We start from the raw sequence: 20,228 nt of genomic DNA, 5'->3' as shown, positions 1-20,228 counted from the left end.
CATGAATCCGCTTACACGTTTTAGGTGGAAATAAATTCCGCCAACAAATGCTTGACTCAAACCCAATATTTAGAATGATTGTTACTATTATTAAAAAAAATGGAGAAGATGTAAAGGGAAAGGAGTTTATTTTTTCTGGAAAACTAAGAAAATGTCGAATTTGGTCAGAATTTAAGACTTCGATAGATCATATGTCAATAAAAAAGAGCACCTTCAAACCAAGTGCTCTTTCCTATCATCTTTAAAATTGCATTAAAGTTAAAATGTCGTAATTATCAAGCTTGCTACGGCCGTCCAGATAGGTTAATTCGATTAAAAAGGCGATTCCGGCGACAATTCCGCCAAGTTCCTCGACCAATTTGATCGTCGCTTCTATCGTTCCCCCGGTTGCGAGCAGGTCATCGGTAATCAAGACCCGCTGCCCTGGCTTGATCGCATCCTTATGAATAGTCAGTACGTCTTTCCCATACTCAAGGCCATAATCAACTTTGACTGTTTCACGCGGCAGCTTTCCTTCTTTTCTGACAGGGGCAAAACCTACTTCAAGAGAATACGCTACCGGACAGCCGATAATAAAACCGCGTGCCTCAGGACCAACCACTAAATCTATTTTTCTCTCCTTTGCATAGGCAACGATTTGGTCTGTTGCATATTTATATGCCTGGCCGTTATCCATTAATGTAGTGATGTCTTTGAATTTAATTCCCGGTTTTGGCCAGTCGGGAACGATCGTTACAAATTGTTTTAAATCCATTCTTTTATTGCCTCCTCATGTTTAACCGACCCTTGAATGTATTGGTCGAACCAGCCTTTTAAGTGCTGAAACGGCGAATAAAGCAAATCATTCTCAATAGTATATTGTGCAAGTTTTGCTTGATAGGTTTTTGAATCTGTTAAATCACGCTTATTTATCGTTTGTTGCAAGGAAATAAATCCATTGTTTATTGTAACAAACTCCAATTCAAAAAACACCTGTGACATAAAATCAACCGTTTCTTTCGTCCAGCCCCTGTTCTTTGCCAGTGCGTCGCCAAGCTGATTTAAATCGAATGGGGACTTTTTCGCAAGGAACGCATAATACCACTTAAAATGCTCCCTTGTTGGCAGCGTACTAAAAAACTCGCTGTCTTCTTTATAAAAATGAACGTATATCCGTGCCGGCCGTTTATTGGCAATGAGCCTCGCCAGCCATTCTTTTGCCGGAGGGAGATCAACGATTAGCAGGCTGCAATCATTAATATCCAATTGGGCCGCTTCTTCTTCAGAAGAAATACAGATTATTTTCTCGTTAAGGATGCCCGCAAATCTTTGTTTGTTCGCTTCATGAAACACAATGGCTTTCAAGTTGGTCGCTGGAATCGACTCCGACAGCCTGTCATAGCGCTTTAATCCACGGAAATCAAAGAGCTGCCAAGCTGCGACCGACAAGTCATGCAAAAAGATTTGCGGTTTGCGAATATTATTCCATTCATTAATCGACAGTTCTCCGATAACTGACAGTTTTGTTGCAGGTGAAATATGGTCGTATAAATGGCCAAGCCCAAACCCGATCCCGTCCAATTCAGCCCCGTTGTCTGCAAGAGTCATTTTCAGATGGTCCTGGTTGGAGCCAATTTTTCGCATGCTGCTGATTGCGGCATTTTCAACAAGCACTTTCGGTTTTGGATTATCGGTTCCATATGGAGCAAGCATTTGCAGTTCCTTAACCGAGGACAAGTGAATCTCACTCAGGTCGATTTTCGCATCCAGGTTAACGGCCGGTATTAAATCCTCTTTGGTAAGCTTTTCTTGGGCAAGGTCATTGAGACGGGAGCGGAGCTCGTCCACATTTTCAAGCTGCAGCGTCATCCCCGCTGCCATCGGGTGGCCGCCAAAATGGGGAAGAATGTCCTTGCAGAGCGAGAGATTTTTATACAGGTCAAAGCCAGGGATGCTCCTGGCAGAGCCCTTCGCCTCGCCTTTCTCTTTATCAAAACTGAACACAATGACTGGCCGGTAAAATGTTTCGACAAGCCGGGAGGCAACAATGCCTATTACGCCGGCATTCCAGCCCTCCTTGCCAACGACAAGCATTGCATGTTCATCGACAGGAAAGTTTTCTTCTACTTCCCTGATAGCCTCTTCCGCGATGGAGCTCACAAGTGTTTGCCGCTGTTTATTCAGTTCATCAATTTCCTCCGCCAATGCGGCTGCTTCAAGCTCATCATCAGTCAAAAGCAGCTTGACGGCAGGATCAGCGTTTTTTAATCTCCCGGCTGCATTGATTCGCGGTGCAATCATAAAGCCGACGGTTTCTTCGGTAATGGCGGCGGTATCGGCACCAGTCACTTTAAATAAGGCTTGCAGCCCTTTATTTTCTGTTATGCTCAATCTCTGAATTCCTTGCCGGGCAATCAGCCTGTTTTCCCCTGTTAATGAAACAAGATCTGCAATCGTGCCGATCGCGGCAAATTCGAGTAAATGCTCAGGCATTCTCCCGTAAAGTGCGTGGGAAAGCTTTAAAGCAACTCCCACCCCCGCCAGTTCCCGGAACGGATAAAGGCTGTCTTCCAGTTTAGGGTGAATGATCGCAAGAGCTTCCGGTAAATCCGGACCTGGTTGATGGTGATCGGTAATGATGAGGTCAACGCCAAGCCCGGCCGCGATTTTTGCTTCATGGAGTGCTGAAATTCCCGTATCAACCGTAATGATCAGGGTGAATCCTCTTTCAGCAGCTTTCCTAAAGGCCTGTTCATTTGGGCCATATCCTTCTGTAAAACGATTAGGTATGTAAAATTCAACATTGGCTCCTAGCTGAACCAGTGTTGTCATCATGACAGCGGTACTGCTCACTCCATCAGCGTCATAATCTCCAAAAATCAAGATAGGCTCTTGCTTGCCGATCGCCTCTTGAATTCGCCGTACTGCTTTATCCATATCTTTAAGCAAAAATGGATCATGGAATTGCTGTTCTTTATCAAATAAAAAAGACCGTGCCGCTTCCACGGTATCGAGTCCGCGATTGATAAGCAAAGATGCTACAAGAGGAGTAATGTTCAGTTCTTTTGCCAGTGCTTCTGATTTTTCCCGGTTGGACTGCTGTACAATCCAGCGTTTTTTTGACTTTAGCATACGTTCCCTCCTCAACTTTACTATTATACTAGAGCTTGGATGGTGATTCAATCAAAGATCGACTGTACGTGTTCAACTGTCGGCTAATTTTAACCGGTTCCACAAAAAAGCCTGAGTTAAAACAAAAAAAATAACGCATCTAAGATACGTTATTTTTTTATGCTTATTCAGCTGGGGCTCTCAATTTTTTTGGCTTGTTGCTCCACTTAAAGATTTTATCTAATAACCTGTAGATGGTTTTCGATTCCCTTGTAAGGAGCGGTCCTAAAATCGCCAGTATGAGCACATACAAAGCTGAAAATGGCTTTAGTATCGGCATTAATCCACCCGCAATCCCAATGTTTGCGACGATGATCGAAAATTCACCGCGCGAGACAATCGTCAGTCCGATATTGGAGGATGCTTTATAGGATAAACCGGTGCGCCGGCCCGCAATCATTCCTGCAACAAAATTGCCGACGATTGTTAAAACGACAGCGCCGAGCACGAGCCACACCGCTCCGCCGAGGGAAAATGGGTCGATATTCAAGCCAAAGCTGAAGAAAAAGATCGCACCGAAAAAATCCCTGAAAGGAACAACCAAGTGTTCAATCCGCTCACTTTGCTCTGTTTCTGATAAGACGAGTCCAAGCAGCAGGGCTCCGATCGCTTCAGCAACATGGATCGTCTCCGAAAATCCAGCGATGAAAAACAGCGCGGCAAACACGACAATGATGAAGATCTCATCTGAAGCAATATTGAGCAGCCGATTCAAAAGCGGTGTCGCTTTTCTGGCAATGATAAAAAATAATAGCATGTAACCGAGAGCAATCAGAATCGAGGTGATTGCATCTCCGAATGAACTCGATCCGCCAAGAACTAACCCTGAGACAACTGAAAGATAAACGGCAAGGAAAATATCCTCAAACATGATAATGCCTAGAATCAATTCGGTTTCAGGATTACCCGTTCGCCTCAGGTCAACAAGAACTTTTGCGACAATCGCACTAGAAGAGATCGTTACGATACCCGCTATAATTAATACTTCAAGAGTCGGAAAACCCATCAGATAGGCATACAGCAACCCCAAACTAAAGTTGATCACGATATAAATAGTCCCGCCTGTAACAATTGATTTTCCCGACTTAATTAATTTTCCAATTGAAAATTCAAGACCCAAATAAAACAGTAAAAACAAAACCCCGATTCGGCCGAGGAATTCGATAATTTCCCGGCTTTCTATGAAAGTTAAATCAATAATCCCAATTTTAGGAGCGTGCGGCCCGACGATCATTCCAAGAACGATCAAAAAAGGGATGATAGAGAATCTTAGCTTCCCGGCGAGAATCGCTGCTAAAGCTACAAGGACCAATGCTGTACCAACTTCAAACACTAAATAATCCATCTATATAGTCTCACCCCTCACTTGTCAGCATTTCTTTTATGAAGCTCTTCAGCTCACTTCTTTCTCCTGAAATAACTAACGTATCCCCTGCTTCAATCAGCGCATCCGGACCTGGACTGATCACCTTGCGCAAACTCTTTTTCATGATGGCTATCACATTGACCCCATATTTATTTCGAAGATCAATGCCTCCAATCGTCTGACTGACGACCGGGGCATTCGGCTCAACCTTAAACCACTCGATAACCAAGCCGGCAAAAGCCATTTCAACAGATTCAAGAGCTTGCGGCTTATAAACCATGCCGCCTAAAATCGCTGCTACTCGTCTTGCTTCTGAATCATTAAAAGTTATATTCGAAATGCTTTCCTCGTAATCATCATCATCAAAATGGTAAATCTCGCGGCGGCCATCATCGTGGATAATAATGACAACCTTATCCTTGTTCTTAGTAATGATTTCAAACTTTTGCCCGATTCCCGGAAGCTCGATTTCGCGGATGTTCATAATAAATCCTCCTCAATTGTTTGGGGGTAACATAATGACCAGGTGCTGGATATTCAACTTGGGGTTATACGAAACATAAACGGCATTGCAACTCACAAATTAACATCGATCTCTGTAACGATCTTTTCGGCTTTTGTCACACCTATATACTTCATAGTCTCAGCAGGTGTGGAATGATGGAAATATTCCTGTAAAAGGGAAATCGCAACCCCCCGTTTGTAGGCATGAAACCCAAATGTCTTGCGCAACGAATTCGTGCCTATTTTTGCTGTTATCCCAACCTCCTTTGCGGCATCATTAATGATACGGTATGCCTGTTGCCGTGATATAGGCTTATCTGTTTTTGAAGACTTAAATAAATAGTCGTCTTGATTTAGGTTTACTGCTGCCAGGTATTCTTTAATTGCCGCTTTTGCTTTTCTATTTAAGTGAATGCTCTTCTGTTTGTTTTTATCCATACAAAACAGGTGCAAAGAATCTTTGACCTTTCCATTGTTTTCGGCGACATCGCTCACTTTAATATCAAGCATTTCAGTAATCTTTATACCTGTATTAATGCCGAGTACAAACAGCAAATAATCGCGCTGGGAGTGCATTTTCAACACTTTTTTCATCGCTTGAATGTGTTTTATATCTCGTATAGCCTCAACATATTCCATATGCCAACCCCTTGGATCAATATTACATAATCCTATTATTACATACTATTATGTAACATGTCTATTATGCTTCATTTTTAGAAAACTTAAGCTGATCTGCTCCTTCCGACGGCACGTCTGCAGGCAAAAAGGACAGCTGCGGGGACTGTCCTTCACGTCACTTGGAAGTTATATTCGATTCTTCGATCCCTTCGATTTTGTCAATTCCCTCCGTCTCGGTCCGCAGCCTTTCGTTCTCTTTTTCCAGTAGCTTGATTTTTCTCTGCATAACATAAATACGAAATAAGCCAACAGAACCGATAATCATCCCCCCCATAAAAACAGAGCCTAAAATAACGAGAATAAGAGGCCATTCCGATCTGCCAAAGAAAAAATTGACGGTTACAGGTTCAACATTGATGACCGCGAAGACTGCAACAAGCAAAGCAAACAAAATTCCCAGCAGTAGAATCCATTGGACTCGCAAATCATCCCCCTCCAATCTTCTTTCAAGTGTCAATTCCTGAAGTGACAGAAGCTTTTTCTCAGCTCTCAATGAAAATTTCATCATCAATCTTAATCTTTTCCGAGTTGTACGGGTTAATATGGACAAAGACATTGTGGACATTGCCCATTTTCATCAGCCGTTCTTTTACCTTTTTCCCAATCCGGTGCCCTTCTTCAACGGTGATCACAGGATCAACCGAGATTTTCAAATCGATTATTACATAATGCCCGTGCTCCCTGGCGTGAAGCACATCAATCTTCTTGACCTCAGGAATATTTTCAACAATGTTTCTAAATTCTTGTGTATCTTCCTCATGGAGAACATGGTCCAAAGTATTGTGGATCGATTCTCTTCCAAGCGTCCAGGCCATTTTAATAATAAGTAAAGCAACAAAAAAACCGGCAACAGGGTCTGCATAAACGAGCCAATCAAACCCGAGCCATCCGCCAACAATAGCAGCACATATCCCAATCAGGGCGGCAATCGACGAGTAAACGTCCGAACGATGATCATACGCGTTTACAATAAGTGCATCACTATTCAACCTTTTTCCCAAGTTATAGTTATATCGAAACATCGCTTCCTTGACAATAATCGAAATCACGACCGCAACAATCGCGATCCCCTTTGGTGCTTGAAGCGGCTCGAACAAGGCTTCAAATGATGCTTTCCCTACTTCAAAGCCAATCATAACCATTAAAACGGCAACAATGATTGCAGCAATCGATTCTGCTTTTCCGTGCCCGTATGGGTGGTCTTCATCAGGAGGCTGCCTGGATGCCCGCAAGCCAATAAATACAGCGAGGGAACCGGATATGTCAGAAGCGGAGTGCACAGCATCGGCGATTAAAGCTTTGCTGTTCGCGTTGACTCCGATTATCCATTTTATAATAGCCAAAACGGCATTGCCGGCCATCCCCAAGATTGCCGCGGACTCCGCTTGTTTAAAACGATTATTATGATCCAATCTTAAACTCCCTTTCTGCAGATCGGCTTCCAGTATTTCAATCCATTCCTTTATTATTGGATTTGCAGAGAATTTTAATGAGTAACAATAGGTTTAAAAAAAAAAAAATAAACCGCAGAAATCTGCGGTTTATACTTGCGGTTGATCACTAATTTTTCTTTTTTCCTTATAGGTGATTAAAACACCCTTCTTTTTCAATTCCCGTTTTTTCCACTCAAACCACAACTGGGCGGCAATAAAGATGGACGAATACGTTCCGGCAATAAGCCCGACAAGCAAGGCCATCGAGAAATTGCGAATTGATTCACTTCCAAAAATCAACATCGCCACTACTGTGATCGTGACCATTCCAACCGTATTAAGAGAGCGCCCCATCGTTTGCCTTGTACTCGTATTAACGACATCAGCAATTTCTTCGACGGTTTTTAAACGGCGTTTTTTCTGCATATTTTCGCGCATCCGGTCGAATGTAACGATTGTGTCATTGATTGCATAACCGACAATCGTTAGCAAGGCTGCGATAAATGTGAGATCTACTTCCAATTGCAATAAGCTGAACACCGGTATCGTAAAGAATGCGGCATAAAGCAAGGCGATCACCGCCGATACAGCCATCGGCATTTCAAAGCGGATCGTTACGTATAAAATGATGCCGATTGAGGCAATCAATAGAGCCATCCCGGCATTCTTCGCCAATTCGATCCCGATGGTCGGTGACACGCTGCTGATATTCGGTTCAGATCCATACGCTTCAGAAAAATGCGACTTAATATCGGCAATTTCACTCTTCGTTAACACGCCTTTAAAACGGGCCACCCCGATGTTACTTTCATCCCCGGAGATGACGATATCGTTTGTTTCAAAGTTTATTTCTTGTAGTTCATCCTGTAATTCTTCCGTCGTAATCGCTTTGTCGGCGAGAATTTCCACTCTCGTTCCACTCGCAAAATCGATGCCGAGGTTCAAGCGGAAAACTGCGAGAATAATCATACCGACAGCAAAAAACAGTCCTGAAAGAACAAAGAATTTTTTTCGATGCTTCACAAAATCAAAGCGGTCAAATTTTGTCGGCAGGTCCAATGTATCAAAATTCTCTTTGATATCTTTGATCTGGCTTTTCTTAACGCCGAACCAGCCTGGTTTTTTATCCAAAAAGCCACTTTTTACCCAGAGCCCGAGCAAAAGCCTTGAAAAGTATACGTTCGTAAAAAAGCTTCCTAAAATACCGATAATTAAGCTTGTCGCAAAGCCTTTGACAGAGCTTGTCCCGTAAAAGAACAGCACGGCGCCGGCCAAAAGCGTTGTTATGTTGGAATCCGTTACAGCCGCAAACGAGTTCTCGTTTCCTGCTTTAAAAGCCGCTTTTATTGACTTGCCAACTCTAATTTCTTCCCGGATCCGTTCGTAAGTAATAATGTTGGCATCAACGGCCATCCCGACACCAAGGATCAGGGCTGCAACACCCGGCAAGGTTAAGACGACATTCAACAAATCAAAAATCAGTATTGTCAGGAACAGATATACCGTTAAGGTAATCGTTGCGATAAAACCCGGAAAACGGTAATAGAACATCATAAACAAAAATACGATGGCAACCCCGATAATACCGGCCATCACCGTCTTATCCATGGCGTTCTCGCCAAACTTCGCTCCAACAGATGTTGAATAAATTTCATCCAGTTCAACAGGGAGTGCGCCTGCATTCAACAGCGACGCCAGCGTAGTTGCTTCTTCCAGCGTGAAATTACCTTCAATTGAAACTGTATCCTGGCTGAATACCTGGTCTACTGCTGGATTGGAGATAAACTTCGGGTCTGCTTTCCCGACTTCTTCCTGGTAGGAATCCTTCCCTTCCTCAAAATCAAGCCAAATAACAAGCACGTTATTCGGTTGATTGGCAACGATTTGTTCGGTTACTTCTCTAAACTTGTCCGCGCTCTTAAGTTTAAGAGAAACGCTTGGCGTGCCATTTTGATCGAAGCTTTGCTTTGCACCGCCCTCCGCAAGGTCGCTGCCATCCATCATTTCTTTATCCTGATAATCCCGGAAAGTCAAATTCGCCTCTGTAGACAAAATCTCGCGGGCCTGATTTTGGTCTTCAACACCGGCAAGCTGGACGCGGATCCGGTCATCCCCTTCAATTTGAATATTCGGCTCGCTGACACCGAGGACGTTCACCCTTCTTTCAAGAGCTTCAGCCGTGCTGACAAGCATTTCCTTGTCAATCTTCTGCCCTTTTTCAGCAGGTTTCACTTCATATAAAACTTCAAAGCCGCCCTGGAGGTCAAGGCCAAGCTTGATATTGTTAATAATGTTGTTCGTCGCTCCACCCATCACAGTCCCAAGAACCAGGACAAGCAGGAAGAACGCGATGATCCGACCGCGCTTTCTCATTACCTATACGTCCTCCTTAAATATAAACCAGCGGATTGCCAAGAATAACTGGCATCCTGTAAAACTACCATTTTCATTATGAAACAGAATAGAAATACTGTCAATTTGTGTATAAAGGTAAAATTATGCTAATTATTTTAAAAACTCTCTTCGGTCCTCTTCATTGCTGAAATGAAAATCTGCCTGTTTAAATGCTTCAACCGTTGCAAAGTTCATATACTCATTCACCTTAACAGAGAGAATTTCCTGAACAATTTCATGAATTAATATATCCTCTCTCGTTTTTTTCCACTTCTTTTTTACCATGTAATCCCACAGTTCATGTTCGGTAATCGTTTCATAGCCAAGCAATTTAAATTCATCCAGCTTGCTGTGCAATGCAGGTTTAACCTGGCTGTAAAACCGATCATATTCATGGCCAATGTGCATCATTCAGCCGCCTCCTCGCCGCTGTATCAATTTTTTAAGATGAATGGAAAAAGTCCGAAACCTTGTCATGCTTTGTCCACTTTGTTGCATATAGTTAATTGTATATGATAATAGCTATTTTGAGAAGGCAGGGACCGGGATGTCTAAGTTTTTAAGAGGAACCCTTATTCTTTTGGCAGCCGGCTTGGTCACAAGGGTGCTCGGCTTTATAAATCGAATCGTGATCGCCCGTTTTATCGGGGTAGAGGGCGTTGGCTTATATATGATGGTTTTTCCGACATTGATATTGGTGATTACACTGACACAGCTCGGGTTGCCGGTCGCCATTTCAAAAAGTATAGCAGAGGCTGAAGCACGCGGAGATCACCACAAAGTAAAAAAAGTTCTTGTTGTTTCGTTAGCGACAACGCTTACTTTATCTTTGCTGTTCACGCCGGCGTTGATTTTACTCGCCCCTTATTTATCGCAAACATTGTTTACAGACACGCGAACAGTATATCCATTGATGGCGATTGCACCGATTATCCCGATTATTGCCGTTTCCTCAGTGATCCGCGGCTATTTTCAAGGAAAACAGAATATGAAGCCGGCAGCCTATTCGCAAGTTCTTGAACAAATTGTCCGCATTACATTAATTGCCGTATTAACAAAAGCTTTTCTTCCTTATGGAATTGCCTATGCTGCTGCAGCAGCAATGTTCGCCTCTGTCATTGGTGAACTTGCCTCGCTTTTCTATTTAATGACAACTTTTAAGCTAAAAAAACAGTTCCCGTTCCGCAAGAAGTTTTTCCAGTTCGCCCGTTCGGGAAAGGGTACGCTCCGTGAATTGATGGCGATCGGCCTTCCGACTACGGGAAGCCGGTTGATCGGTTCTGTTTCCTGGTTTTTTGAACCAATTGTCATAGCCCATAGCTTAGCGTTAGCCGGCGTAGCTGCCTCGGCAGCCACAAAGCAATACGGAGCCCTGACTGGATACGCCCTGCCGTTGCTTTTGCTTCCTTCGTTTATTACATATTCTTTGGCAACCTCGCTTGTTCCGGCAATCAGTGAAGCGAACTCCCAAAACAATATGCGCCTCATTGAATACCGCCTCCAGCAATCGCTGCGGTTCGCTCTCGTAACCGGCGGACTTTCGGTCGTCGTTTTATATGTCCTCGCGGAAGAATTAATGCAGCTCATGTACGGGGCAAAAAGCGGAGCGCAATTTATAAAATTGATGGCCCCGTTCTTTTTGTTTTACTATTATCAGGGACCTTTGCAGGCAATGCTGCAGGCACTTGACTTGGCTCGTGCAGCCATGACCAACAGTTTAATCGGAAATATCGTCAAAATCGCTGTTATTTTCTTGTTGGCAAGCCAGCCAACATTCGGCATTAAAGGTGCGGCCCTAGGTATAATCGTTGGTTTTGTTCTCGTAACCATGCTCCACTTGGCGACAGTTTTAAAAACGATTTCCTTCACCTTTTATACAAGGGACTATATAAAAACGTTTTTAGCAATGGGGATAACCGGATGGGCCGGCTTTTGGCTGGTTGAGAACATCCTTACGTCCACTTATCTCCTATGGAAAGTGATTGCGGCAGCGGGTGCAATGGCGTGCATTTACTTTGCACTCTTATTAGTTAGCGGTCTAATTAAAGCCGATGATTTAAAAAGAATTCCCTGGATTGGCAACACGCTGGCAAAATGGGCGTTTCATTAAGAGCAAAACGCTGGCAGAAACAACGCCAGGCTTTTTTCTATTCATCTATGGTGTCTATAAAGAACTTACCATTTTGGAAGCTGCAAAAAGAGATTTTTTTGACGTCCTTATAGCCTCGTTTTCGCAGCTCCTGGCGCAGCCACAAACTTGTTTTGTCAATCGTGGCTAAATGCTCTGCCTGAATGACTCCGTCGACAATAAGCGGAATCGTGATTTGCCCTGCATCCTTGCTTTTTTCAAACACAGAAAGTTGGCCTGACGGTTCTAAAATAGCAAATTTAACGTCAGCTATGTTGCGGATATGCTTTTCTCTTAGCTGGAGCATCAGGTCATCAAAATTGTAGCGCTGCTGTTTCATCGCCTTTTCGTCAATTTTTCCTTTATTGATGATCACGCTGGGCCGCCCGTCAATCAGGTCGCGAAACTTCTTGCTTTTCAACGAGATGAACGCTAAGCCAATTTGGACGACCATCAGTAATCCCATCGGCAAAATTGTGTCAATTAGCGGATCTTTCGGATCCTCAATTGCGACGACGGCGAGCTCTGCGATCATAATAAACACAACCAAATCCAATATGCTCAGCTCGCCGATTTCCCGCTTTCCCATCAGCCGGAAGATAAACAAAATCAATGTGTATACAAATAAAGTCCTGAAAATAATCGCAAGATATTCTTCCACTATGGTTCCCCCTTCACAACATACATACTATTAGTTTTATCCATGAGGAAAGAAACATTATATGCAGGTTTTTCCAAAAAGAAATCTTTAAAACTCGGATAAAACTCACTGTTTGAAACTTAAAAAAATAAAGCCGTCCTGAAATGAATGGAAGACAAATATCGGACAGGCGATTTTTTTATTCTAATTTTCTCAAAACCGAATATGCTTGTACTAAGGAAAAATCGGGTTTGCCGGGAAATTGGTTTACTGAACGGCAACCAAAAGGGAAAGGAGTATCGATGTGGAGACTAAAAACTACGGGACTGCTGTTTTATATGGTTTGATGGGGATTTTCCTGCTGGCAATTGTGAGCACTTTCATTCTTTCACTCATATTGAGATTTACTTCTGTTCAGGAATCTGATCTGGAATTCATTATCACAGCTTTTTCCTTCATCACATTGTTTACAGGGGGTTTTGTCTCGGGGGGAAAAGGAAAACAGAAGGGCTGGATGCTTGGGGGTCTGACGGGACTTTTGTATTCATTGGTTGTTTTTTTATTCTACTATCTTGGCTATAACAGCCTTTTCTCAGCAGAACAGGTTATTTATCATACATGCTATATTTTAATTGCGATGATGGGTGGAATTCTCGGCGTCAACCTGATGGGTAAATCAAGAACAGCTTAGCCAGGATAAGCCTCCAAGCATCAAATATTCCACGTTAAACAGCAAAAGGAAGCGACCCTTGAGCAGGATGCTTCCTTCTTGTGCTTGTGATTAATTTGCAAGGACATCGCCGCTTGCTTCCGTTACATCACGGATGGCTGCGCGATCGTATGTAAGACGGCTTCCGTCTCCGCATTTGATGACAACTTTATCTTCATCCAATGCATCAACAATACCATGCAATCCGCCGATTGTAACAACCTTATCACCTTTTTTCAAGTCGCGTTGCATCTGTGAAACAGCCTTCTGGCGCTTCTGCTGCGGGCGAATCAACAAAAAGTAAAAAATGACGAACATCAACAGGATTGGTCCTAAAGACGTTAATAGATCCATATTTTTCCCCTCCTTTCAGTAGCGATTATTAAAAGTTTTTTGCATTCGGTTTATTGAATCCGTATTTCTCAAAAAACTCTTCTTTAAAGTCACCAAGACGGTCTTCACGGATCGCTTGTCTGACTTGCTCCATTAATTTTAACAGAAAATAGAGATTATGGTAAGTTGTAAGCCGGATTCCGAATGTTTCTTCACTGCGAATCAGGTGGCGAATATACGCACGGCTGTAATTCCGGCATGTATAGCAATCGCATTCCGGATCAAGCGGGCCAAAATCGCGGGCATATTTCGCATTTTTAACAACCAAACGCCCTTCACTTGTCATCAATGTCCCGTTTCGGGCAATTCTGGTTGGCAGCACGCAGTCGAACATATCAATGCCGCGAATCGCGCCGTCAATCAGCGAGTCCGGAGAGCCGACTCCCATTAAATATCTTGGCTTATTTGCAGGAAGCAGCGGTGTCGTAAACTCGAGAACCGTATTCATGACATCCTTTGGCTCCCCTACAGAAAGGCCGCCGACTGCATAGCCGGGAAAATCAAGTGAAACCAGGTCTCTGGCGCTTTGCTTCCGCAATTCCTCATACTCCCCGCCCTGGACGATTCCAAACAGCCCCTGATCTTTAGGCCGCTTATGCGCAGCCAGGCAGCGTTCGGCCCAGCGTGAAGTCCGTTCCACAGAGCTCTTCATATATTCAAAAGAAGCCGGATAAGGCGGACACTCGTCAAACGCCATCATGATATCCGAGCCGAGCGCATTCTGGATGTCCATTGCTTTTTCCGGTGATAAAAAAAGCTTATCACCATTCAAATGATTGCGGAAATGAACGCCTTCTTCTTCTATTTTGCGAAACTCACTTAAACTGAATACTTGAAACCCGCCCGAATCGGTTAAAATCGCTTTGTCCCAATTCATAAACTTATGAAGCCCGCCCGCTTCCTTGATGATATCATGCCCGGGCCGAAGCCATAGGTGGTATGTGTTACTCAAAATGATTCCGGCACCCATCTCCGTCAACTCTTCAGGAGACATCGTTTTTACGGTCGCCAGCGTCCCGACCGGCATAAAAACCGGCGTCTCAAATGACCCGTGCGGCGTATGAACCCGGCCAAGCCGTGCTCCTGTTTGTTTACATGTTTTGATTAATTCATAACGAATTGCAGTCAAATCCTTGTATTCTCCTTTCACCAACCTTCACTATAAAAGCAGCATCGCATCTCCAAAACTGAAAAAACGGTATCTTTCCTTTACAGCAATTTGATAGGCGTTCAAGACGTTTTCCCGTCCAGCCAAGGCACTGACCAGCATGATCAGCGTCGACATTGGCAGGTGGAAATTCGTAATCATCCCATCAATTGCTTTAAAGTGATAACCTGGATAGATAAAGATGTCCGTCCAGCCGCTCTCGGCAACAAAAGTACCGTCATGCGCGGCAGCAATCGTTTCGAGTGTTCGGGTGGAAGTTGTTCCAACAGTAATAATTCTTCCCCCTTTGCTCCTTACGTCATTCAGAAGCCGGGCAGTCCCTTCTGAAACCTGATAGAATTCGGCATGCATTTGATGCTCATGAATATTTTCAACGTTTACCGGCCGAAATGTTCCAAGTCCAACATGCAGAGTAATAAAGGCGATATGAACGCCGAGTACCCGCAGTTGCTCCAGGAGCGCTTCGGTAAAATGAAGCCCTGCCGTCGGCGCCGCAGCGGATCCTCTTTCGCGGGCAAACACGGTCTGGTATCGGTCCCTGTCATCCAATTGCTCTTTAATATATGGAGGAAGCGGCATTTCTCCAAGTCCTTCGAGCACTTCATAAAAAATTCCCTCGTAGCTGAACTCGAGGATCCGGCCTCCGTGCTCGGCTTCCCCAACACAAACAGCTGAAAGGAGTCCGTCACCAAAGTCAATTTTTGTCCCTTTCCTGACCCGTTTTGCAGGCTTTACAAGCGTTTCCCAGCGATCTCCATCCTGCTGCTTAAGCAGCAGCACCTCGATTTTTGCACCTGTGTCCTGTTTCGCACCGTACAGCCTGGCGGGCAGAACACGGGTATCATTCAAGACAAGACAGTCCCCTTTTTTAAAATAGTCGCCAATATTTTTAAAGGTGTCATGCCTAATTTCACCGGATTCTTTATTTAGAACCATCAGGCGGCTGTCCGTCCGATTTTTTAAAGGAACCTGCGCGATCAATTCGGCAGGCAAATCAAAATCAAATAATTCTACGTTCATGTTGTCACCCTATCTATAAGCTAACTGTTCCTCCAGCTGGTCAACGAAACCTGCCGATAAAATAGAAAATTGCCGACAAAATAATGCTGATGAGAATTGATGTGACGATTGGAAAGTAAAAGGTCGTATTTCCTTTTTTGACAAGAATATCACCTGGCAATTTCCCTAAAGAAATAAATTGCATCAGAAAGCCGACAACAAAGATGATGACTCCAAGCGTCATTAACAGCTTCGAAATTCCCGTCATTCAGCGGGCACCTCCATTTGAAAGTGTCGATATGCTAAATCAGTCACGATTCTTCCACGCGGCGTCCGCTGCAGAAAGCCGATTTGCAGGAGATATGGCTCGTAAACATCCTCGATTGTATGGGCTTCTTCGCCAATTGTAGCAGCAATCGTTTCCAGCCCGACCGGACCGCCGCGAAATTTCCCGATAATATTTTGTAACAGCTTGTGGTCAATATGGTCAAGGCCAAGGCGGTCAACCTGGAGCAGCTCCAAAGCATATTCGGAAAGATCCGCATTGATCTCACCGTTCCCCCTTACTTGCGCAAAATCCCTGACCCGGCGCAAAATCCGGTTGGCAATTCTCGGGGTCCCCCTCGATCTTCGCGCAATTTCCGACGCAGCAGGACCGTCAATCTCTGTTTCAAGCAAATCCGCCGTTCTTGTAACTATCGACTTTAATTGGTTTTCATTATAGTATTCCAGTCTGCTAAGAACTCCAAACCTGTCTCTTAATGGGGCTGATAATGAACCCGCTCTCGTCGTAGCACCAACCAATGTGAAAGGCGGCAGATCAAGCCTGACCGATCTCGCACTCGGGCCTTTTCCGATTACAATATCGAGGCAAAAGTCTTCCATCGCCGGATACAATACTTCTTCTATCGACCTTGGCAGCCGGTGAATTTCGTCAATAAAAAGAACATCACCAGGTTCCAGGGCAGTTAAAATCGCTGCCAAATCACCCGGCCGTTCAATGGCAGGGCCAGCAGTTGTCCGGATATTAACGCCCATTTCATTGGCAATGATTGCAGCAAGCGTTGTTTTCCCAAGACCTGGAGGTCCGTACAGCAGAACATGGTCAAGCGTTTCCTGGCGCAGCTTGGCCGCTTCAATAAAGATCGCCAGGTTTTCTTTTACCTTGTCCTGCCCAATATATTGTTTCAACGTTTGCGGACGGAGGCTGAGCTCAAACGAAACATCTTGTCCGTCCGCTTCTCCGGACATAATTCGGTCTTCCATTTTGTGATCACCCTTTTTTAAGTTGTTCCAAAAAGCCATGGGCGAAGGATTTTAGCCACCGCAGCATTATTTTACTTAAGAAGCTTCTGCAATGCTTTTTTGATGTATTGGTCGGTCGTGAGTTTTTCTTTTCTCAGCTCTGGGGAAATTTTATTAATCTCCCGATCTGAGTATCCAAGGCTCTTTAACGCTAAAATGGCTTCTTCCAGTTCCAATGGTCCGCTCATTCCAAGGTTGCTTTCATCGGCAGTAAACAAGTCGGGAAAAAAGTCGGGAACGATATTATGCAATTTCCCTTTTAAATCGAGGATCATTTGTCGCGCCGTTTTTTTCCCCACGCCAGGAAACTTTACTAAGAACGCCTCATCTTCATTTTCGATTGCCTGAACAACTTGCCCTGGTTCACCTGATGCAAGTATCGCCAATGCGCCCTTTGGCCCAATCCCTGAAACATTCAGCAGCTTTGTAAACATCGATTTCTCTTCTCTGGAATGAAATCCATACAAAGCCATCGCATCTTCTCTAACATAGTGGTATGTATAAACGCGAATCTCGCGGCCGGCTTCCGTTGAGTAGGTGAACGGATTTGGCGTGATTATCTGAAAACCAACCCCATTATTTTCAACAACGATATATTCCGGTCCGACAAAGTCGACGATTCCTTTTATATATTCAAACAATCTCTTTCTCTCCCCTGGTTTGCTGTAGACCATTTTAACATACTATTTATATTTTTGATATTTTTCATCGCGACGGGGATTGTATTTGATCGATGCAGAACAAAAAGGACCTTGGGTCGGTCCTTTTATCAGCTTCGAAAAATAATATATTTTCATTACTTCAGTTTATTGTTGTTTCTGCGTGGAGTACGTTTTAAAAGTTTCCAATACTTTTTCATAGCGATCCTTCGTCATAACGGGGATACCTTTTTTCAACTGTTCCCGTTTAACGCTCTCCAGTTTTCCGATATCAATCTGGAAAAAGGAGTGAATTACATTGGATTGATCGGGTCTTCCATTAAAAATCGTCAATATCCCCTTATCCGTAATCCCAAAGTAACCGTTTGCTTTAAGCAGCGGAGATATGTCGTCGATATGCTGGCGAAAAACAACCCTGTTCTCCCCCAGATCAACGATTTGCCACCCGGCATACTTTGCCCAAAAATCCTCAGTCGACCAGACCGTTTCTTTTACTCTTTCTTCACTGATTTCCCCATCGAGGTATACTCTCTCAAAAATAACGGAAATTTCGAGCGGGCCGGAAATTTTCTCGCCCTTTTGAGGCTTCTCCTGAGCGGATACCGTTGTTTCCTGAAGCTGCATTTCAAGATTAAATGGCTCAACAAAAAGCCAGGCTGCGAAACACCCCAAGATACTTAACACTATAGCCGCCCATTTGGATCTCATCCAGATCACCCCATCTAAAAATACGGAACATATCTCCGCAACTTCATCTTTGTTTCACCCATAGTCTCCCCAAAATAGGTAAATTTATTCTGCGACCAGTCGCTATGCTTATCAGGGATATTTCAACCCATCAGCAACCGCCTTATCAATGACAAGAATAGTAGCAGAGCGATGACAATCAGCAAAAGTGCAAGCTTTTTTTCCTATTTGTCTGCCTTCTTCATTGGCATTGCCTCCTGACGTGTGCAAATTGCTTGTTCAACTCTACTTTCATTGCACCATATCGTTTACCTCAACCATAAATTGCTGCCTTAGTGGAAATTGGTCGGTTGTCATGCTTTTAACAACCGTTAATTTTTTTGGATCCCGATATGTTTCTTCTCTTATCACCCTGTTCCATTCCCGGAAAATATCAGTCGGAAACATTAAGGAATAGAGGAAAAGCTGGTCGTTCTTGTATGTTTCCAATATCGGGTGGCGAAACAATTCCCCGGCGGACCAATTGATAAATGGGAGGATCCGGTTTGCATATTGGAGGTAATCGGCGCTTTCCGGCCCAATGCTGATTAAATCGAAATCGATTAAATGAAGTTTTTTTCCGGTTTGAAGGAAATTATGATGGGCAACATCTCCATGCAAAATCGTTTCCGAATCGGATTGAGGTTCTTCCTTTGTTTTCTTTAAATATGTTAAAACATGCTCGCCGCAATGAATTAAGTGGTCGATTATTTGTTGATCGACATAATAAGAGACGACAGGGAGATTTTTTTTAAAAAGCAGCAACCTTTCCTGCCACTTTTCAAGCAATTTATAAGTTGGCAACAACGATTCATATCGCTTCGCCAATTTCTTTGAAACATTGTGATATTCAGCCAAAAGATTTAAACCGGCGATACGGCTGGAAGCTGAGCGGTAGTTAAAGGGACGGTCACCTTTTTCCAAATATTCGAGACACCCATAATAATTTTTTTCAAAAAAGAGAGGTTTTCCGTTCGTCATGTCGTAAAACGAGTAAGTATTTTGGAATCCCTCTTTTTTTAAGGACGCGGTAAACGCTTGCTGCAGCTTCAAACGGCGTAAGGTTGAGTAGCCTTTTAATATAAAAGGAAATTGGCTTGTTACAACAAAAAAGACATTTTTTCTGATCAGTCTAAATTCAATCAATTCAAAGCGTATTTCCTTTTTTAAAAAAGAGAGGAGACGATTATGAAAACAATCGTCTCCCCCGTTTTTAGTCTTCATTATCATTGCTTTCGTCCAGATAGCGCGGCATGCCATACGGGCTTCCATCCATCGGGCCGGAACCGTATCCATATGGGTTTACAAATGGCGGTTGAGCAAATTGCCCATGCTGCGGTGTGAAAATTGGCGCTGTTCCTGGAGCCGGGCCAACAGGAGGTGGAAATGGATTACCTTGCCCCGCAAATGGCCCCTTGACTTGTGCCGGATCTTTACATCCGCTATCAGCTACGTCCTCTACCCCTTTTACTGGCATCTGTTGCGGCATTTGTTCCCTCCACAGCGGGGGTTGATATTCTTCTTTTACTCCCTTGACTTGCGGAGACAATGGCATTTCATAATCTTCCTTCACTCCCGCTACTTGCGACGGGAATGGTGCCTGGTAGTCATCCATGGCTCCACCTACTTGCGACGGGAATGGCATCTGGTAATCCATGGCTCCACCTACTTGCGACGGGAATGGTGCCTGGTAGTCATCTACTTGCGACGGGAATGGTGCCTGGTAGTCATCCATGGCTCCACCTACTTGCGACGGAAATGGCATCTGGTAATCCATGGCTCCACCTACTTGCGACGGAAACGGCATCTGGCAGTCCATGGCTCCGCCTACTTGCGACGGGAACGGCATCTGGTAATCCATGGCTCCACCTACTTGCGACGGAAACGGCATCTGGCAGTCCATGGCTCCGCCTACTTGCGACGGGAACGGCATCTGGTAATCCATGGCTCCACCTACTTGCGACGGAAACGGC

20 protein-coding genes and 1 pseudogene are annotated in these 20,228 nt (G+C 44.1%); 2 read left to right on the top strand and 19 right to left on the bottom strand.

Annotation, left to right across the window (positions count from 1 at the left end; genetic code table 11):
• Positions 1-241 precede the first annotated feature (241 nt).
• From CU635_RS19860 to CU635_RS19820, 9 genes are all read right to left on the bottom strand, one after another.
• Positions 242-754 carry an adenine phosphoribosyltransferase gene (locus CU635_RS19860; RefSeq protein ID WP_101579109.1) on the bottom strand — a complete coding sequence of 171 codons (513 nt, stop codon included), beginning with the start codon at positions 752-754 and terminating at the stop codon, positions 242-244.
• Positions 745-3,111, bottom strand: a complete 2,367-nt coding sequence (gene recJ / locus CU635_RS19855; protein ID WP_101579108.1) for a single-stranded-DNA-specific exonuclease RecJ — start codon at positions 3,109-3,111, stop codon at positions 745-747. The genes CU635_RS19860 and recJ overlap by 10 nt, the downstream gene beginning before the upstream one ends.
• 163 nt (positions 3,112-3,274) lie before the next feature.
• The gene (locus CU635_RS19850) at positions 3,275-4,495 is read right to left on the bottom strand and encodes a cation:proton antiporter (RefSeq protein ID WP_101579107.1); all 1,221 of its coding nucleotides are present in this window, start codon (positions 4,493-4,495) and stop codon (positions 3,275-3,277) included.
• A gap of 10 nt (positions 4,496-4,505) precedes the next feature.
• A complete protein-coding gene (locus tag CU635_RS19845) occupies positions 4,506-5,000 on the bottom strand; it encodes a cation:proton antiporter regulatory subunit (RefSeq protein ID WP_101579106.1) in 495 nt (164 codons plus the stop codon).
• Between the two features lie 92 nt (positions 5,001-5,092).
• Positions 5,093-5,659, bottom strand: coding sequence for a tyrosine-type recombinase/integrase (locus CU635_RS19840; RefSeq protein ID WP_101579105.1), 567 nt, complete (start codon positions 5,657-5,659; stop codon positions 5,093-5,095).
• Positions 5,660-5,816: 157 nt separating this feature from the next.
• Positions 5,817-6,125, bottom strand: a complete 309-nt coding sequence (locus CU635_RS19835; RefSeq protein WP_101579112.1) for a LapA family protein — start codon at positions 6,123-6,125, stop codon at positions 5,817-5,819.
• 58 nt (positions 6,126-6,183) lie between these two features.
• Positions 6,184-7,113 (bottom strand): cation diffusion facilitator family transporter, encoded by a 930-nt coding sequence (locus tag CU635_RS19830; protein ID WP_101579104.1) that lies wholly within the window; start codon positions 7,111-7,113, stop codon positions 6,184-6,186.
• 129 nt (positions 7,114-7,242) lie between these two features.
• Complete coding sequence (gene secDF / locus CU635_RS19825; RefSeq protein WP_101579103.1) at positions 7,243-9,507, bottom strand: protein translocase subunit SecDF; 2,265 nt, start codon at positions 9,505-9,507, stop codon at positions 7,243-7,245.
• A gap of 132 nt (positions 9,508-9,639) precedes the next feature.
• The gene (locus CU635_RS19820) at positions 9,640-9,939 is read right to left on the bottom strand and encodes a post-transcriptional regulator (protein ID WP_373270908.1); all 300 of its coding nucleotides are present in this window, start codon (positions 9,937-9,939) and stop codon (positions 9,640-9,642) included.
• A gap of 136 nt (positions 9,940-10,075) precedes the next feature.
• On the opposite strand from CU635_RS19820, the gene spoVB reads away from it, so the two are divergent.
• Positions 10,076-11,638, top strand: a complete 1,563-nt coding sequence (gene spoVB / locus CU635_RS19815; protein ID WP_101579102.1) for a stage V sporulation protein B — start codon at positions 10,076-10,078, stop codon at positions 11,636-11,638.
• A gap of 37 nt (positions 11,639-11,675) precedes the next feature.
• Here spoVB and CU635_RS19810 read toward each other — a convergent pair whose 3' ends face one another.
• Positions 11,676-12,317, bottom strand: a complete 642-nt coding sequence (locus tag CU635_RS19810) for a DUF421 domain-containing protein (protein WP_101579101.1) — start codon at positions 12,315-12,317, stop codon at positions 11,676-11,678.
• 283 nt (positions 12,318-12,600) lie between these two features.
• On the opposite strand from CU635_RS19810, the gene CU635_RS19805 reads away from it, so the two are divergent.
• A complete protein-coding gene (locus tag CU635_RS19805; RefSeq protein ID WP_180955657.1) occupies positions 12,601-12,987 on the top strand; it encodes a TIGR04086 family membrane protein in 387 nt (128 codons plus the stop codon).
• A gap of 90 nt (positions 12,988-13,077) precedes the next feature.
• On the opposite strand, the gene yajC is transcribed toward CU635_RS19805, so the two are convergent.
• The 9 genes and pseudogenes from yajC to CU635_RS19760 form a co-directional block, all read right to left on the bottom strand.
• Positions 13,078-13,359, bottom strand: coding sequence for a preprotein translocase subunit YajC (gene yajC, locus CU635_RS19800; RefSeq protein WP_101579099.1), 282 nt, complete (start codon positions 13,357-13,359; stop codon positions 13,078-13,080).
• A gap of 28 nt (positions 13,360-13,387) precedes the next feature.
• On the bottom strand, positions 13,388-14,527 hold the full coding sequence (gene tgt, locus CU635_RS19795; protein WP_101579098.1) for a tRNA guanosine(34) transglycosylase Tgt: 1,140 nt from the start codon (positions 14,525-14,527) through the stop codon (positions 13,388-13,390).
• Positions 14,528-14,557: 30 nt separating this feature from the next.
• Positions 14,558-15,586 carry a tRNA preQ1(34) S-adenosylmethionine ribosyltransferase-isomerase QueA gene (gene queA, locus CU635_RS19790; RefSeq protein ID WP_101579097.1) on the bottom strand — a complete coding sequence of 343 codons (1,029 nt, stop codon included), beginning with the start codon at positions 15,584-15,586 and terminating at the stop codon, positions 14,558-14,560.
• A gap of 40 nt (positions 15,587-15,626) precedes the next feature.
• Positions 15,627-15,833 (bottom strand): DUF2905 domain-containing protein, encoded by a 207-nt coding sequence (locus tag CU635_RS19785; RefSeq protein ID WP_101579096.1) that lies wholly within the window; start codon positions 15,831-15,833, stop codon positions 15,627-15,629.
• Positions 15,830-16,831, bottom strand: a complete 1,002-nt coding sequence (gene ruvB / locus CU635_RS19780; protein WP_101579095.1) for a Holliday junction branch migration DNA helicase RuvB — start codon at positions 16,829-16,831, stop codon at positions 15,830-15,832. The genes CU635_RS19785 and ruvB overlap by 4 nt, the downstream gene beginning before the upstream one ends.
• 71 nt (positions 16,832-16,902) lie before the next feature.
• Positions 16,903-17,511 carry a Holliday junction branch migration protein RuvA gene (ruvA, locus tag CU635_RS19775; protein WP_101579094.1) on the bottom strand — a complete coding sequence of 203 codons (609 nt, stop codon included), beginning with the start codon at positions 17,509-17,511 and terminating at the stop codon, positions 16,903-16,905.
• Between the two features lie 165 nt (positions 17,512-17,676).
• Entirely contained in the window at positions 17,677-18,237 is a 561-nt protein-coding gene (locus CU635_RS19770) for an intercompartmental signaling factor BofC (protein ID WP_101579093.1), read from the bottom strand.
• A 270-nt stretch (positions 18,238-18,507) separates the two neighbouring features.
• Positions 18,508-19,485, bottom strand: coding sequence for a phosphotransferase (locus tag CU635_RS19765; RefSeq protein ID WP_101579092.1), 978 nt, complete (start codon positions 19,483-19,485; stop codon positions 18,508-18,510).
• Positions 19,469-20,228: pseudogene (locus tag CU635_RS19760) on the bottom strand (SafA/ExsA family spore coat assembly protein); the annotation flags it as partial. The pseudogene CU635_RS19760 and the gene CU635_RS19765, both read right to left, overlap by 17 nt.

The organism is Bacillus canaveralius (assembly GCF_002860125.1).
In the GTDB taxonomy this organism is placed as follows: Bacteria; Bacillota; Bacilli; order Bacillales; family Cytobacillaceae; genus Bacillus_BJ; species Bacillus_BJ canaveralius.
Note: the sequence above shows the minus strand (reverse complement) of the source record. Positions and strands in the feature narration are given on the sequence as shown.

Coding starts and splice junctions, on each gene's coding strand:
- CU635_RS19860 (WP_101579109.1), bottom strand. CDS start 754: ATGGATTTAAAACAATTTGTAACGATCGTTCCCGACTGGCCAAAACCG.
- recJ (WP_101579108.1), bottom strand. CDS start 3,111: ATGCTAAAGTCAAAAAAACGCTGGATTGTACAGCAGTCCAACCGGGAA.
- CU635_RS19850 (WP_101579107.1), bottom strand. CDS start 4,495: ATGGATTATTTAGTGTTTGAAGTTGGTACAGCATTGGTCCTTGTAGCT.
- CU635_RS19845 (WP_101579106.1), bottom strand. CDS start 5,000: ATGAACATCCGCGAAATCGAGCTTCCGGGAATCGGGCAAAAGTTTGAA.
- CU635_RS19840 (WP_101579105.1), bottom strand. CDS start 5,659: ATGGAATATGTTGAGGCTATACGAGATATAAAACACATTCAAGCGATG.
- secDF (WP_101579103.1), bottom strand. CDS start 9,507: ATGAGAAAGCGCGGTCGGATCATCGCGTTCTTCCTGCTTGTCCTGGTT.
- CU635_RS19820 (WP_373270908.1), bottom strand. CDS start 9,939: ATGATGCACATTGGCCATGAATATGATCGGTTTTACAGCCAGGTTAAA.
- spoVB (WP_101579102.1), top strand. CDS start 10,076: ATGTCTAAGTTTTTAAGAGGAACCCTTATTCTTTTGGCAGCCGGCTTG.
- yajC (WP_101579099.1), bottom strand. CDS start 13,359: ATGGATCTATTAACGTCTTTAGGACCAATCCTGTTGATGTTCGTCATT.
- queA (WP_101579097.1), bottom strand. CDS start 15,586: ATGAACGTAGAATTATTTGATTTTGATTTGCCTGCCGAATTGATCGCG.
- CU635_RS19785 (WP_101579096.1), bottom strand. CDS start 15,833: ATGACGGGAATTTCGAAGCTGTTAATGACGCTTGGAGTCATCATCTTT.
- ruvB (WP_101579095.1), bottom strand. CDS start 16,831: ATGGAAGACCGAATTATGTCCGGAGAAGCGGACGGACAAGATGTTTCG.
- CU635_RS19770 (WP_101579093.1), bottom strand. CDS start 18,237: ATGAGATCCAAATGGGCGGCTATAGTGTTAAGTATCTTGGGGTGTTTC.
- CU635_RS19765 (WP_101579092.1), bottom strand. CDS start 19,485: ATGATAATGAAGACTAAAAACGGGGGAGACGATTGTTTTCATAATCGT.